12 protein-coding genes are annotated in these 13,961 nt (G+C 77.0%); 9 read left to right on the top strand and 3 right to left on the bottom strand.

Going from position 1 to position 13,961, the window contains the following annotated elements:
* Positions 1-19 precede the first annotated feature (19 nt).
* A complete protein-coding gene (locus tag ACWDCZ_RS01460) occupies positions 20-382 on the top strand; it encodes a hypothetical protein (protein ID WP_049660617.1) in 363 nt (120 codons plus the stop codon).
* Here the strand turns inward: ACWDCZ_RS01460 and ACWDCZ_RS01455 are convergent.
* Together ACWDCZ_RS01455 and ACWDCZ_RS01450 are read right to left on the bottom strand one after the other, a co-directional pair.
* On the bottom strand, positions 354-1,502 hold the full coding sequence (locus ACWDCZ_RS01455; protein ID WP_449814929.1) for a glycosyltransferase family 4 protein: 1,149 nt from the start codon (positions 1,500-1,502) through the stop codon (positions 354-356). The two genes, ACWDCZ_RS01460 and ACWDCZ_RS01455, sit on opposite strands and share 29 nt — an antisense overlap.
* Positions 1,409-2,755 carry a glycosyltransferase 87 family protein gene (locus ACWDCZ_RS01450; protein ID WP_449814928.1) on the bottom strand — a complete coding sequence of 449 codons (1,347 nt, stop codon included), beginning with the start codon at positions 2,753-2,755 and terminating at the stop codon, positions 1,409-1,411. Before ACWDCZ_RS01450 ends, ACWDCZ_RS01455 begins: the two co-directional genes overlap by 94 nt.
* A gap of 223 nt (positions 2,756-2,978) precedes the next feature.
* Between ACWDCZ_RS01450 and ACWDCZ_RS01445 the strand changes: the two genes are divergently transcribed.
* The 7 genes from ACWDCZ_RS01445 (at position 2,979) to ACWDCZ_RS01415 (ending at position 12,107) form a co-directional block, all read left to right on the top strand.
* Positions 2,979-4,010, top strand: coding sequence for a GNAT family N-acetyltransferase (locus tag ACWDCZ_RS01445; RefSeq protein ID WP_387966533.1), 1,032 nt, complete (start codon positions 2,979-2,981; stop codon positions 4,008-4,010).
* The gene (locus ACWDCZ_RS01440) at positions 4,003-4,797 is read left to right on the top strand and encodes an aminotransferase class IV (RefSeq protein ID WP_074004100.1); all 795 of its coding nucleotides are present in this window, start codon (positions 4,003-4,005) and stop codon (positions 4,795-4,797) included. The genes ACWDCZ_RS01445 and ACWDCZ_RS01440 overlap by 8 nt, the downstream gene beginning before the upstream one ends.
* A gap of 105 nt (positions 4,798-4,902) precedes the next feature.
* Positions 4,903-5,802, top strand: coding sequence for an ABC transporter ATP-binding protein (locus ACWDCZ_RS01435; protein WP_079272403.1), 900 nt, complete (start codon positions 4,903-4,905; stop codon positions 5,800-5,802).
* Positions 5,799-8,363: an FtsX-like permease family protein gene (locus ACWDCZ_RS01430; RefSeq protein WP_449814927.1), complete on the top strand. Its 2,565-nt coding sequence runs from the start codon at positions 5,799-5,801 to the stop codon at positions 8,361-8,363. Before ACWDCZ_RS01435 ends, ACWDCZ_RS01430 begins: the two co-directional genes overlap by 4 nt.
* A 205-nt stretch (positions 8,364-8,568) precedes the next feature.
* Positions 8,569-9,042 carry a hypothetical protein gene (locus ACWDCZ_RS01425; protein ID WP_049658344.1) on the top strand — a complete coding sequence of 158 codons (474 nt, stop codon included), beginning with the start codon at positions 8,569-8,571 and terminating at the stop codon, positions 9,040-9,042.
* Positions 9,039-10,634: a multicopper oxidase family protein gene (locus ACWDCZ_RS01420; protein ID WP_449814926.1), complete on the top strand. Its 1,596-nt coding sequence runs from the start codon at positions 9,039-9,041 to the stop codon at positions 10,632-10,634. Before ACWDCZ_RS01425 ends, ACWDCZ_RS01420 begins: the two co-directional genes overlap by 4 nt.
* A gap of 114 nt (positions 10,635-10,748) precedes the next feature.
* Positions 10,749-12,107 (top strand): DUF2252 domain-containing protein, encoded by a 1,359-nt coding sequence (locus ACWDCZ_RS01415; protein WP_449814925.1) that lies wholly within the window; start codon positions 10,749-10,751, stop codon positions 12,105-12,107.
* 50 nt (positions 12,108-12,157) lie between these two features.
* Here the strand turns inward: ACWDCZ_RS01415 and ACWDCZ_RS01410 are convergent, their stop codons facing one another.
* The gene (locus tag ACWDCZ_RS01410) at positions 12,158-12,727 is read right to left on the bottom strand and encodes a TetR/AcrR family transcriptional regulator (RefSeq protein WP_375874527.1); all 570 of its coding nucleotides are present in this window, start codon (positions 12,725-12,727) and stop codon (positions 12,158-12,160) included.
* Between the two features lie 105 nt (positions 12,728-12,832).
* On the opposite strand from ACWDCZ_RS01410, the gene ACWDCZ_RS01405 reads away from it, so the two are divergent.
* Positions 12,833-13,810, top strand: a complete 978-nt coding sequence (locus ACWDCZ_RS01405) for an NADP-dependent oxidoreductase (protein ID WP_449814924.1) — start codon at positions 12,833-12,835, stop codon at positions 13,808-13,810.
* Positions 13,811-13,961: the final 151 nt, after the last annotated feature.

Genomic DNA, 13,961 nt, shown 5'->3' with positions numbered 1-13,961 from the left:
GTGCCGGAACGATGGCGGCATGGCGAGGACACGGGAACCGCAGAGCGCGATCGTCAACCGGATGCTCAAGGGCGAGGCGACCAGGGACGACACCACGACGGCCCAGACCAACTTCCTGCTGTGGCTGCGGCAGGAGTGGGCCGGGGACGGGGACCAGGCGCTGGCGGCCTGCCAGGACGTGCTGACGGCCGCCGGGGGCGAGGAGTGGCGAGCACTTCCGGAGCGCGATCTGTCCGCCCACGTCTGGCTGTTCAGCTTCTCCTGCCCGAGCCGGGAGGACCTGCCGGGCCAGGCGCGGAACTGGGTGACGGCGGTCGGCGCCAACGGCGGGGCGCCCGCGATCGCCCGGCTGGTCAGGCACCTGCGGGGGCAGCCGGAGTGACCGCGGCGGCCGGATCGACCGCGGCGGCCGGATCGACCGCGGTGGCCGGGTCGGCCGGGTCCGGCAGGGGCACGGCGGGGTCGAGCAGCTCGGTGAGCCGCCGCGCCGAGGCCTCCCAGGTCCAGTGCTCCTCCGCCCAGCGCCGTCCCGCCGCCCCCATCCGGGCGCGCTCGGCGGGCGGGGCGAGCAGGATCCGGGTCAGGGCGGCGGCCACTTCGGCGGGCGCGCGGCCGTCGACGACCGCGCCGGTGACGCCGTCCAGGACGGTGTCCGGGGCGCCGCCGGAGCGGCCGACCACCACCGGGAGGCCGGCCGCGGCCGCCTCCAGGAAGACGATGCCGAGGCCCTCGGCCTCCAGGCCCAGCCGGCGGGTGCGGCACGGCATCGCGAAGACGTCCGCCCCCGCGTAGTGGACGGCCGTCGCGGCGTGGTCGAGGCCGCCGGTGAACACCACGCTGCCCGGCTCGGTGAGGCGGAGGGCGAGGCCCCGCAGCCGGTCCTCGTCCGGGCCCCGGCCGACCAGCACCAGGGTCGTCCCGGGCACGGCCCGGCGGATCGCGGGCAGCGCGCGGATCAGCACGTCCTGGCCCTTGCGCGGGACCAGCCGCGCCACGCAGAGGACCACCGGGGCGGCGGACGCCTCCCCGACGGAGTCCTCGGCGGCCGGCCGGAAGACCGCCGGGTCGACCCCCGGCACCAGGCGCGCCAGCCGGGCGTCCGGTCCGAGCGCGGGCGCGATCCGGGCGCGGGTGTAGGCGCCGAGGTAGGTGACCACGTCCGTGCCGCGGCCGATCCGGCGCAGCAGGCCGCGGGCGCCCGGGGTGCGGGCCCACCAGATCTCGTGGCCGTGGGTGGTGGCGACGGTGCGGCGGATGCCGGGCGCCAGCCGCCGCAGGCCGGGCGTCATCGCGGCGAGCGGGGCCGCGGCGCCGAACCAGACCCGGTCGCAGCCGTGCGCCCGGGCTATCTCGGCGGCCCGGCGGGTGGCCCGCGGGGTCGGCAGCAGGGTGCGGGCGCGGTCGCGGATCACCGGGTAGGGGAGAGCGGCGTCGTGGTGCTCCGCACCCGGTTCGGCCGAGGTGTAGACCACGACGTCGTGACCGGGGACGCGGTCGGCCATGGCCTTGACGAAGGTTTCGATGCCGCCCTGGCGCGGCGGGAAGTCGTTGGTGACGACGAGGGTGGTGCCCATGGCAGGCCTTTCGGAACGGAGGACGGGAGGGAGAGCGGAACGGAGGACGGGAGGGAGGGCGAGACGGAGGACGGGAGGGAGGGCGAGACGGAGGACGAGAGGGAGAGCAGGACCAGGACGAGCGGCAGCGCGAGGTAGCCGAACCGTCCGGCGGGCGCCAGCAGGAAGGCCGCGGTCAGTCCGAGGGCCAGCCGGTGCACCGCGGCGGGCGCGGTGCGGGGCGGCCGGACGGCCAGGGACGCCCCGACGGCGAGCCCGGCGAGCAGCAGCAGTCCGACGGCGGCGCACCAGCCGGCCGGGCCGAGGTCGGCCAGCAGCCGCCCGGGCAGCGGGCTCGCGGCCGGTGTCGGCAGGCCGCCGCGCCCGGTGGGGAAGGCGAACACCTGCTCCACCAGCGGCCCCGGCGCGCGCAGCGCCACCGGTAGCACCGCCAGTGCCGCCGCCCCCACCGCGACCGCCGTTCCGCGCAGCGCCGCGCGCCGTCCGGCGGTGGCCGCCAGCAGGGCCGCCACCACCGCCAGCGCCGGCCAGGCCGTCCACTTCAGCGCGCAGGCGGCGGCCAGCGCCAACCCGGCCGCCACCGGCCGCCGTTCGGCGGCGCGGACCAGGGCGAGCCAGCAGAGGCCGGTGAGCGGCAGGTCCACCCCGCTGACGCAGAGCGGCAGCGCGACCACCGGCGAGGCGGTGAGCGCGGCGGCGCCGAGCCGGCGCCCGGCGGGCACCGTCCGCAGCACGCAGACCAGGAACACCGCCGCGCACCACAGCCGGGCGTCGCCCAGCGGCGAGCCGCCCAGCAGCGCCCGGGGCAGACCCAGCAGGGCCATCCCGGGGAGGTACGGGGTGTACTCCTCGACGGTCCGCGGCTCGGTCAGGTACGGCGTGCCGGTGTGCAGCAGCAGCGACCCGGAGCGCTCGATCACCCCGACCTCGCTCTGCCCCCGCCCGTCCAGGACCAGCAGGAGCAGCGGCACCAGCACCGCCCCGAGGGCCGCGACCGCCACCGAGACCTCACGTCCGCGCCGCCGCACCAGCACCACGGCGAGCGCCGCCAGCAGGTACCCGCAGGCCGCCCAGGCGCCCCAACTCCGGTGCGGACCGAGCCCGGACACCACCGGGAACGCCCCCGCCCACCCCGCCGCGACCAGCCACCCGCCGCACCACCACCACGCCCGTTTCGTCACCGCTTCATTGCATCGCCGCAGCTCGGCGGGGTCATCACGGCCAGGTCGAGTCTCGTGGTCGGGTTTTCCCTACCCCGCCCCGACGGCCGCCGGCGGCGGGCGCCGTCCTCGGGGCCGGCCCGGCGGCGGGGCGGGGTCGGCGCCACCTCCCGCTCCCCGCACTGACATTCGGTGGCGGCCGGATTACTGATCGTCCCCGCCGCGCCGCTATCCTCGCCCTGTGGTGAGGTCGTGGGATGCGGCGGTGGAGCGGGCGCAGGACCGGCTGGCGGCGGGGCCGCGGCTTCGGGCGGCCGGGCCGGGGGACGAACGGCGGTTCGCGCTCTGGGACTTGGCGTCCCTGGTGGAGGGCGGGCTGGGCGAGCTGGTGGACCCGGACGGGCTGGCGCCGCCGGCGGAGCGCGCCTGGCGGGAGCGGCTGGGGGAGAGCGGGCGGGAGTGGCCGGGCGGTGAGCTGTACCGGCGGCGCTACTGGATCCAGGACGACGACGGCGCCGTGGTGGGCACCGTCGCCGTGGACAACTGGACCAAGGGCCCGAGCCAGCTCGCCGTCTCCTCCCTCTACGTGACCCCGGCCGCGCGCGGGCGGGGCCTGGCCGCCGCCGCGCTGGACGAGGTGTACGCGGCGGCCACCGCCGAGGGCCTGCCGGGGTTCCGGCTGGAGGCGCACTGGACCTGGCAGCCGGCGGTCCGCTACTACCTGCGCCGGGGCCTGTGGGTGGTGGGCTGGAAGCACTCGCTGTCCTTCGCCCGGATGCCCCAACTCCCCCTGCACCGGGTGCGGGAGGAGGACGGCCGGCTGCTCCTGCTGGTCGCCGACCGGCTGCGGGGCTGGGTGCCGATACTGGCCGCCGGGCAGGAGGGCCGCTGGCTGCGGCTGGACGAGACGGCGGACTACCGGGGCTGCGACGGCTGGGTGCACGAGTACGCCCGTTCCACGCTGGCCCTGTACCTGGCGCTGGCCGGCCGGCCGCTGGTGCGCGGCCCGCAGTGGTGGGCGGAGGCGTGGCGCTGGTCGGACGCCGGGGAGCCGGAGGGCCTGGCGTACCGGATAGAGGAGTTCGAGCGGGTGGCCCGGGCGGCGGGCCGGCGGGTGGTGAGCCCGTACCGCCCGGTGCCGCTGCCGGAGAGCGCGTTGCCGGAGGGCGCGTTGCCGGAGTCCGTCCCGCCGCAGTCAGTGTCCCCGCGGTCCGCGCTGCCGGGCTCCGCGCCGCGGCCCGGGTCCCCGCAGCTGGCAGACTCGGGGGATGGCTGAGATCGAGATCGACGGCGCCCCCGCCGACCCGGCGCGGCTGGCCGCGCTGGGGCTGCTCAACTACGGGCACTTCACCACCCTGCGCGCCGAGGCGGGCCGGGTGCGCGGTCTGGCCCTGCACCTGGACCGGCTGGTCCGGGACTGCCGGGTGCTGTTCGGCGCCGAGCTGGACCGGGCGGCGGTGCGGGAGCGGATCGGCGCGGTGCTGCCCGCCGACGGCGCGCCGGTGATCGTCCGGGTCACCGTGTACGACCCGGCGCTCGGCCTGGAGCGCCCCGCCGCCCCGGCCGCGCCCGCCCTGCTGGTGACCACCCGCCCGGCCGCGGCGGCCGAGCCCGCCCCGCTGCGGGTCCGCACCGCGGCGTACCGGCGGGAGCTGCCGGAGGTGAAGCACGTCGGCCTGTTCGGCCTGGTGCACCACCGTCGGCAGGCCCAACTGGCGGGCTACGACGACGTGCTGCTGGTCGGCGAGGACGGCCTGGTGGTCGAGGGCGCGACCTGGAACGTCGGCTTCCTGGCCGGGGAGCGGCTGGTCTGGCCGCAGGGCCCGAGCCTGCCCGGGGTGACGGAGGCGCTGCTGTCCGGCGCGTACCGGGGCCCGCAGTCCCGCGAGCCGCTGCCCGCCGACGGGCTGGACCGCTTCACCGCCGCCTTCGCGGTGAACGCGGGGGTCGGGGTGCGCCCGCTGGCGGCCGTGGACGGCACCGCCTTCGACCCCGCGCACCCGGCGCTCGCCGTCCTGCGCGCCGCTTACCTGGGGATTCCCGCCGAAGCGGTGGGGGGATAACCCCACCGCCGTTCCGCCGGTGGCCTGCATGGTTCGCGGAGCCCGTCGTCCCTAGGTTGGAGCACGTTGACGACGAGCGACGCAGAACCGAAGGAAGGCCCACCCATGGCACGCCGCCAAGACCGCCGCAGGACCGACGAGTTCGGGACGGATCAGTACGGCCCCGGCGGCCACGCTGCCGAGGGGTACGGCCCCGACGGATACGGCCGCGAGGGCTACGGCGCCGACGGTCACGGCGGGTACGCCCCGGCCCCGCAGGCGGCCCCCGCGATCGAGCTGCGCGGGGTGCGCCGCACCTACGGCCGCGGCGAGGCGACGGTGCACGCGCTGCGCGGGGTCGACCTGGCGCTCGCCCACGGCAGCTTCACCGCGGTGATGGGCCCGTCCGGCTCCGGCAAGTCCACCTTCCTCCAGTGCGCGGCGGGCCTGGACCGCCCGGACTCCGGGCAGGTCCGGCTCGGCGGCGAGGACATCACCGCGCTGAGCGAGAACCGGCTGACCAAGCTGCGCCGCAGCCGGATCGGCTTCGTCTTCCAGGCCTTCAACCTGCTGCCCTCGCTGACCGTCGAGCAGAACGTGCTGCTCCCGCAGCGCCTCGCCGGGGAGCGCCAGGACCGGGCCCGGGCACGGGAGCTGCTGGCCCGGGTGGGCCTGGGCGAGCACGCCAAGCGGCGGCCCGGCCAGCTCTCCGGCGGCCAGCAGCAGCGGGTGGCGATCGCCCGCGCGCTGATCACCCGCCCGGACGTGGTCTTCGCCGACGAGCCGACCGGCGCGCTGGACACCCGCACCGCGCACGAGGTGCTGGCCCTGCTGCGGCAGGCCGTGGACTCGCTCGGCGCGACGGTGGTGATGGTGACCCACGACCCGGTGGCGGCCTCCTTCGCCGACCGGGTGCTGTTCCTGGCCGGCGGCGCGATCGTCGACGACCTGCCGCACCCGAGCCCGCAGACCGTCGCGGACCGGATGGTCGCGCTGACCGCCCGCCCGGTGGGAGCCGCGGCATGACGAACGGACTCGCGCGCTCCTCGGTGCGCTTCCGGCCCGCGTCCTTCGCGGGCACCCTGGTCGCCCTGCTGCTGGGCGCCGCCGTGGTGGTGGCCTGCGGCGTGCTGCTGCAGACCGGTCTGACCGCGAGCCTCAAGCCGGCCCGGTACGCGGACACCCCGGTGGTGGTCGTGGCCGACCAGGCGGTGAAGATCCAGCGGAAGGTCGGCACGGACACCGAGACGACGGAGGAGGCCACCCCGGAGCGGGCCCGGACGGACGCCGCGCTGGCCGGCCGGCTGGCCGCGCTGCCCGGGGTCGCGGCGGCCCGCCCGGACACCGCTTTCCCGCTGCCCGCCTCCGGCCGGGCGCCGGCCCTGACCGGCCGGGGCTTCGCCGCGCTCGGTATCGCCGGGCCGGGCGACACCCTGGTCGAGGGCCGCGCGCCCGGCGCGAACGAGGTGGTGCTGGACGCCGACACGGCGCACGCCGCCCACATCGCGCCCGGCGCGAACCTCACGCTCACCGCGCCGGGCGGCACCGCGGACTACCGGGTCTCCGGCCTGGCCGCCGCCCAGCAGGCCGGCCCCACCGCCTGGTTCGCCGACGCCACCGCCGACCGCCTCTCCGGCCACCCCGGCCGGATCGACGCCATCGCCGTCCAGCCCCGCGCGGGCGTGACCACCGCCGCGCTCGCCGCCCAGGTCCGCCAGGCCGTCGGCGGCGACGCCGGTGCCGGAGCCGGTGCCGGTGCCGGAGCCGGTGCCGTCAAGGTCCTCACCGGGGACGACCGGGGCGCCGTCGAGCACCCCGACCTCGGCGGAGCCCGCACCCTGCTGATGGCGCTCGGCGGCAGCTTCGGCGGCTACGCCACCATGACCGCGGTCTTCGTGGTGATGAGCACCGTCGCCCTCGCCACCGGCCAGCGCGCCCGCGAGTTCGCCCTGCTGCGCGCCATCGGCGCCACCCCGCGCCAGATCCGCCGCACCATCGCCGCCGAGGCGATGCTGGTCGCGCCGCTCGCCGCGGCGCTCGGCATCCTGCCCGGAATCGCCCTCGCCCGCTGGTGGTTCGACCAGCTGGTCGAGCGCGGCGCCGTCCCCGCGGACGTCCGCCTGGACGTCGGCCCGCTGCCGATGCTCGCCGCCGTCCTCGCCTGCACCCTCGCCGCGCTGACCGCCGGGTTCCTGGCCGCCCGCCGGCCGTCCCGGATGCGGGCCGCCCAGGCGCTCGGCGAGGCCGCCGTCGAAGCGCCCCGCCCGGGCGCGGTGCGCACCGTCCTCGGACTGGTCTTCGCCGCCGGCGGCATCGCGGCCGCGGCCATCGCCACCTCCCTGGACGGCGCCAAGGCCGCCCAGACCGCGCTCGGCGTGGTGATGTGCTTCATGATGGCCGTCGCCCTGCTCGGCCCCTGGCTGGCCCGGGTCGCCGCCGCGGTGCTCGGCGCTCCGCTGCGGGCCGGCGGCGCGCCCGGCTCGCTGGCCGCCGACAACACCCGCGCCAACGCCCGCCGCCTGGCCTCCGCGATCACCCCGATCGTCCTGGTCACCGCCTTCTGCGGCACCCTGCTGATCATCCAGAGCACCGTGCGCCACACCAGCGGCGAGAACGTCCGGGCCGGCGTCACCGCCGACCACGTGGTCGGCGCCACCGGCCCCGGCCTGCCCGCCGGGACGGCCGAGCGGGCGGGCCGGGTGCCGGGCGTGGACACCGCCGTCGGCGTGCTGCGCACCGGCGTCGTCTACCGCAACGGCGACCAGCTGAGCTCCGCCCCCGTGCTCGGCGTCGACGGCGACCCGGCCCGGCTGCCGAAGGTGCTCGACCTGGGCGTGCGCAGCGGTGCGCTCGCCGACCTCGGCCGCGCCCCCGACACCGTGGCGCTGAGCTCCACCCTGGCCGAGGCGTTCGGCGCCAAGGTCGGTGACCGGGTCCCGCTCTGGCTCGGCGACGGCACCGCCGTCCGGCCCGCCGTGGTCGCGGTGTACGACCGCGGGCTCGGCGTCGGCCAGGCGCTGCTGCCCCGGGCCGCGGTGGCCGCGCACGTCACCGCCGGGTACGACAGCCAGGTGCTGGTCGCCGACGCGCCGGGCGCCGACCGGGCGGCGGTGGCCGCCGGGCTGGGCGGGCTGGCCGGGGCCGCGGTGACCGACCGGGCCGGGTTCGTCGCCCAGTCCGACAAGGCGATGGAGGTCAACGGCTGGGCCAACACCGTGATGGCCGCCGTGCTCGGCGGGTTCGCCGCCGTCAGCGCCGCCAACACCCTGGTGATGACGGTGCTGGACCGGCGCCGCGAGGTCGCGCTGCTGCGGCTGGCCGGCACCACCCGGCGCCAGGTGCGCGGCATGATGCGCTGGGAGGCGCTGCTGGTGGCCTCGACCGGGCTGGCGGTCGGCGCGGTGATCGCCGCGGTCACCCTGGTGCCGGTCGCCCGGGGCGTGGCCAACTCCGCCCCGTACGTCCCGCCGATGCTGGCCCTGCCGCTGGCCGCCGGAGCCGTGCTGCTCTGCCTCGCGGCGACCGGGGTGCCGGTCCGGGCGCTGCTGCGGACCCGGCCGGCGGGGCTGGGCGCGGCGCGCCAGTAGCGGGCCCGCGGGAGGCGAGGAAGGGGGTGCTCTTGAGGACGACTCAAGGGCACCCCCTTCCTTCGGGTGAGAACGACGGCCCCGAGCGGGCGGTCATGGGGACCACATGACGGTCCGATGACCTTTTCAAGAGCTGATCGTGACGTCGCATCAGTTACGCTCGCGCCCGCCCCGCCAGACCGTCGACGCAGAGAGTAGCCCGACCATGAGCAGTCCTCCTGCCGCCCCCGCGCCCCGCTGGCCGCTGATCCTGCTGCGTACCTCCACCACCCTGCTCGCCCTGCTGGCACTGCTCCAGGTCATGCTGGCCGGCAGCTTCCTGAACGGCACCTACGACTCCCTGAAGGACCACGAGGGCAACGCGATGATGCTGGCCACCGTGGTGGTGCTCCAGCTCGCGGTGGCCGTCGCCGTCCGGTGGCCCGGCCGGGGCCCGCTCTGGCCGCTGTGGACCACCGCCCTGCTCACCGTCGCCGTCATCGGCCAGATCACCGCCGGCTACGCCCGGGCGCTCGGCGTGCACGTCACGCTCGGCGTGCTGCTGGTCAGCGGCGTGCTGTTCGGCCTGGTCGGCGCCTGGCGGCTGCCGCTGCCGGCCCGGGAGGCTCGGGTCGTCGGCGGTCCGGACGGCACCGGGCGGCTGCCGCGCCCCGGCGGACCGGTCGAGGTGGTCAAGTGAACCGGCGCCGGTTCCTGCGCGTCGGCGCCTCCGTGCTCGGCGCGGGCGCCCTGGTCTCCGTGGCCGGCCCCTCCGTCGCCCGGCTGCTCGCCGAGGGCCGCCCCGGGCAGCTGCTGAGCAGCGAACTCGACCTGCCGGAGGCCTTCCGGGCCGCGCTGCCGGTGCCGACCGTGCTGCAACCGGTGCGCACCGACGCGACCGCCGACCACTACGAGATCACCCAGCAGGTCGCCCGGCTGGAGATCCTGCCCGGGGTGCGGACCGAGGCCTGGACGTACGGCGGCGGCTTCCCCGGGCCGACCGTGGTCACCCGCTCCGGGCGGACGGCGGTGGTCAAGCACCGCAACGAGCTGCCGGTGCCCTCGGTGACCCACCTGCACGGCGGGCACACCCCGGCGGACAGCGACGGCTACCCGGTGGACCTGCTGCTGCCGGTGGGGTCCTCGCCGGACGCCGCCCAGCAGGCGGGCGGCATGGCCGGGATGGCGGGGATGGCCGGGATGTCAGGGACGGACCATGCCGCCGCCCGCACCGCCGTCGGCGAGCGCAGCTACACCTATCCGGGCAAGCAGCGCGCCGCCACCCTCTGGTACCACGACCACCGGATGGGCTTCACCGGCCCCGGCGTCTGGCGCGGACTGGCCGGCTTCCACCTCGTGCACGACGACGAGGAGGACGCGCTGCCGCTGCCGCGTGGCGAGCGGGACCTGCCGCTGATGATCACCGACCGCTCCTTCGCCGCCGACGGCTCCTTCCGCTACCCCGCCGTCGACCCGCAGCTCGCCGAGCCGGGCGTCACCGACGCCTACGCCAACGGCGTGCTCGGCGACGTCATCCTGGTCAACGGCGCGCCCTGGCCCCGGCTGGACGTCGACCGGGTCCGCTACCGGCTGCGGCTGCTCAACGCCTCCAACGCCCGGCTCTACCGGCTCGAACTCGACCCGCAGCCGCCCGGCGGCGACGCCCTGGTCCAGATCGGCTCCGACGGCGGCCTGCTCGCCGCCCCGGTCCGGCACGACGGCATCGAGATCGCGCCCGCCGAACGGTTCGACGTCGTGGTCGACTTCTCCCGCTACCAGCCCGGCACCCAGGTCCGGCTGGTCAACCGCTTCGGCAGCGGCCGGACGGCCGAGGTGATGCGCTTCGACGTCACCGCGAAGCAGCCGACCGACGACGCGACGGTGCCCGACCGGCTCGCCGCCGTCGAGGCCCTGGACGCCTCCGCCGCCGTCGCCACCCGCGACTTCACCTTCCGGCGCAGCCGCGGCGACGGCTGGACCATCAACGGCCGCCCGTACACGCCGGGGGAGTCCATCGCCACGCCCGCCCTCGGCACGGTCGAGCTCTGGCGCTTCTCCACCGACCTGCACCACCCGGTGCACGTCCACCTCGACCACTTCCAGGTGATCGGCCGCAACGGCGCCGACCCGGGCCCGTACGACGCGGGGTGGAAGGACACCGTGGACCTGCGCCCGGCCGAGGCGGTGGAGGTGCTGGTGCGCTTCACCGACTACGCGGGGGCGTACATGCTGCACTGCCACAACCTGGAGCACGAGGACATGGCGATGATGGCGGACTTCACGGTGCGCTGAGCCGCCGGGGTTCACCCGGACGGCCGACCGCCGGAGGGCGCGCGCTGCGCCCTCCGGCACCCGTGTCCTAGCCTCGCGGGGAGGAGGGGACCCGCCGACGCCCGGAGCCGCGCCATGACCACCCCCGCCGAACGCCGCCGGCACGGCCGGGCCGCCCGGGAGCGGGTCTCCCGCTCCGCCCACGGCCGGTGGATCCCCGCCGCCGACCGGCCCGACCCGCTCGGCGTGCTGGAACGGCAGGGCGCGGACCGGGTCGCCCGGCTGCTGCCGATCCGCCACGGGCGGATGGCGGAGAGCCCGTTCGCCTACCTGCGCGGCGCCGCCGCCGTCCTGGCCGCCGACCTCGGCGCCCTCCCCGACACCGGACTCACCGTCCAACTCTGCGGCGACGCCCACCTGTTGAACTTCGGCCTGTACGCCTCGCCGGAGCGCGCGCTGCTCTTCGACGTCAACGACTTCGACGAGACCTTCCCCGGCCCCTTCGAGTGGGACGTCAAACGGCTCGCCGCCAGCGTCGCCGTCGCCGCCCGCGACAACGGCCAGGACGACCGGCGGGCGCGCCGGGCCGCGCTCGCCGCCGTCCAGGGGTACGCGACCGCGATGCGGCGGCTGGCGGGCCGGGGCGAACTCGACGTCTGGTACGCCCGGGTGGACACCGCGCAGCTGCTGCCGCTGCTCGCCAAGCCCCGGCAGCGCAGGCGGGCCGAGGCCGAGTTCGCGCGCGCCCGGCGCCGCACCAGCCTCCAGGCCTTCGGCAAGCTCACCGAGGAACGCGACGGGCGGCGCCGGATCATCAGCGCTCCGCCGCTGATCGAACCGCTGAGGAAGACCGAACTGCGCGGCGTCGGCAAGGTGTTCAGCGACTACCGGGCCACCCTCGCGGAGGACCGCCGGGTGCTGCTGGACCGCTACCGGTTCGTCGAGGCGGCCACCAAGGTGGTCGGGGTGGGCAGCGTCGGCACCCGCTGCTACATCGTGCTGCTGGAGGGCGGGAACGGGCACGACCCGCTGTTCCTCCAGCTCAAGGAGGCCGGCCGGTCGGTGCTGGAGGACCACCTGCCGCCGCTGCGGGCGGACGCCGAGGTGCTCGCCCACCACGGCGGCCGCCGGGTCGTCACCGGCCAGCACCTGATGCAGGCCGCCAGCGACATCTTCCTCGGCTGGACCACCGGCCCCGCCGGGCGCCACTTCTACGGCCGCCAACTGCGCGACATGAAGGGCTCGGCGGACATCGCCGACTTCCGGCCCTCCGGCCTGCGCGCCTACGCCGACCTCTGCGGCCGCACCCTCGCCCGCGCCCACGCCCGCACCGGCGACCGCCTCGCCATCGCCGGCTACCTCGGCAGCGCCGACACCTTCGCCGAGGCGGTCGCCGACTTCGCGCTGCGCTACGCCGACCGGACGGCGGCCGACCACGGCGAGCTGGTCGCGGCGATCGCCGACGGGCGGGTGGCGGCGACCCCGGGGGTGTGAACCGTGGCCGGGGGAGGGCGAGTTCGGCGCGGCCTTCGGCGCCGGTGGGGTCAGCGGGGCCGCAGGCCGTCCATGACCAGCCCGAAGAGGTGGTCGCGGCGCTCGGCGAGGGTAGGCCCCTGGTCGGCGGTCCAGCTCAGGGCGTTGACGAGGACGAAGACGTCGAGCGCCGTGACGTCCGGGCGGATCAGTCCCTCCTGCTGGGCGGCGGCGAGCAGCCGCCCGCCCGCCTGGCGCATCCGCAGGCAGCTCGCGTGCAGGGCGGACTCCGGGTCCTGCAGGGTGGCCATCAGGGTGGCGGGCAGGCCCCGGTAGGCGGCGGCGTCGAGGAACTCGTGGAGCCAGGTGGTCAGGGCAGGGCCGGCCGGTTCGGCGGCGGCGAGGGTGTCGGCGCGGGCGGTGAGGAGTTCGAAGCGGCGGCCGAGCAGGGCCGCCAGCAGGTCCTCGCGGGTGGGGAAGTGCCGGTAGAGCGTGCCGAGGCCGACCCCGGCGCGGCGGGCGACGTCCCGCAGGGAGGCCTGGGTGCCCTCGTCGGCCATCAGGGCGGCCGCTTCGGCCAGGATTCGGTCGCGGTTGCGCTGGGCGTCGGCGCGGGGCGCCGTCTGAGGTTCAAGGGGCATGGGATTCCTCGCCGTTGACAACTGGAGCACTGCTCCGGTTAGCTTTCCGGAGCGGCGCTCCGGATTCTAGTCGGAGCCCGTCCGTCCTGCGTCGGGGGAGAACACATGGCCACGGAGAACACGATGAAAGCCGTCCGGCTGCACGCCTACGGCGGGCCCGAGGTGCTGCGTTACGAGGAGGTGCCGAGGCCCGTCCCGGGGCCCGGAGAAGTGCTGGTCCGCGTCCACGCGGTGGGCGTCAACCCGCCCGACTGGTACGTCCGGAGCGGCTTCACCACCATCCCGGCCGAACGGCGGCCCGACTGGCCGCTGCCGCTGACCCTCGGCACCGACGTCTCCGGCGTGGTCGCGGAACTCGGCGGCCCCGACACCGGCTGGAACGTCGGCGACGAGGTCTTCGGACTCCTCGGCTTCCCCGGCCGCCCGTCCGGCTACGCCGAGTACGTCGTCGCGTCGGCCGCCGACCTGGCGCGCAAACCGGCCGCCCTCGGGCACGTCGAGGCCGCCGCCGTCCCGATGGCCGGGCTGACCGCCTTCCAGTTCCTGTACAAGCGCCTCGGCTACGCCGGGGGCGGATCGGCCGTGGTGGTCGGCGCGGCCGGCGGGATCGGACACCTCGCGGTCCAACTCCTGCGCCTGGCCGGGGCGGAGGAGGTCGTCGCGGTCGCCTCCGGGCGGCACGAGGAGTTCCTGCACGGCCTCGGCGCCGACCGCTTCGTGGACTACATCCGCACCCCGGCCGCCGAGGCCGTCCAGGGCGCCGACCTGCTGGTCGACACCGTCGGCGGCCCCGAGGCCCACCGCCTGCTGGGCGCCCTGCGGCGCGGGGGCCGACTGGTGTCCTGCTTCCTCGGCGACTACCGGCCCGAGCGGGCCGCGGAACTCGGGGTGGCCCTGAACGAGGGCCTGTGGCAGGTCCGTTCCAGCGGCGGCGACCTCGCCGAACTCGCCCTGCTGCTGGCGGACGGCCGGGTCCGGGTGGCCGTGGACGGCGTCTACCCGTTGCGGGAGGCCGTCGCCGCCCACCGCCGGGCGGAGCGGGGGCACATCCAGGGCAAGATCGTGCTGCGGGTGGTCGGGTAGCGGGGGAGGGGGCGTGCCGGGGCCGTACGGGGGTCGGTCCCGGCAGGCAGTCACGTTCGGCGCGGGTCGTCGCGGGTGGGGGAGTCCGATGTCAGGGCCGGTCCCCGGCGCGGCGTCACCGGGCCACCGGCCGCCGTGGGCAGCGGAGTTG

This window comes from Kitasatospora sp. NPDC001225 (assembly GCF_053597855.1).
This window is presented reverse-complemented; position numbering and strand designations above follow the sequence as displayed.

Bases quoted from the DNA above. Each gene is read 5' to 3' on its own strand.
- ACWDCZ_RS01460 (WP_049660617.1), top strand. From the start codon at position 20: ATGGCGAGGACACGGGAACCGCAGAGCGCGATCGTCAACCGGATGCTC.
- ACWDCZ_RS01455 (WP_449814929.1), bottom strand. From the start codon at position 1,502: ATGGCCGACCGCGTCCCCGGTCACGACGTCGTGGTCTACACCTCGGCC.
- ACWDCZ_RS01440 (WP_074004100.1), top strand. From the start codon at position 4,003: ATGGCTGAGATCGAGATCGACGGCGCCCCCGCCGACCCGGCGCGGCTG.
- ACWDCZ_RS01435 (WP_079272403.1), top strand. From the start codon at position 4,903: ATGGCACGCCGCCAAGACCGCCGCAGGACCGACGAGTTCGGGACGGAT.
- ACWDCZ_RS01430 (WP_449814927.1), top strand. From the start codon at position 5,799: ATGACGAACGGACTCGCGCGCTCCTCGGTGCGCTTCCGGCCCGCGTCC.
- ACWDCZ_RS01425 (WP_049658344.1), top strand. From the start codon at position 8,569: ATGAGCAGTCCTCCTGCCGCCCCCGCGCCCCGCTGGCCGCTGATCCTG.
- ACWDCZ_RS01415 (WP_449814925.1), top strand. From the start codon at position 10,749: ATGACCACCCCCGCCGAACGCCGCCGGCACGGCCGGGCCGCCCGGGAG.
- ACWDCZ_RS01410 (WP_375874527.1), bottom strand. From the start codon at position 12,727: ATGCCCCTTGAACCTCAGACGGCGCCCCGCGCCGACGCCCAGCGCAAC.
- ACWDCZ_RS01405 (WP_449814924.1), top strand. From the start codon at position 12,833: ATGGCCACGGAGAACACGATGAAAGCCGTCCGGCTGCACGCCTACGGC.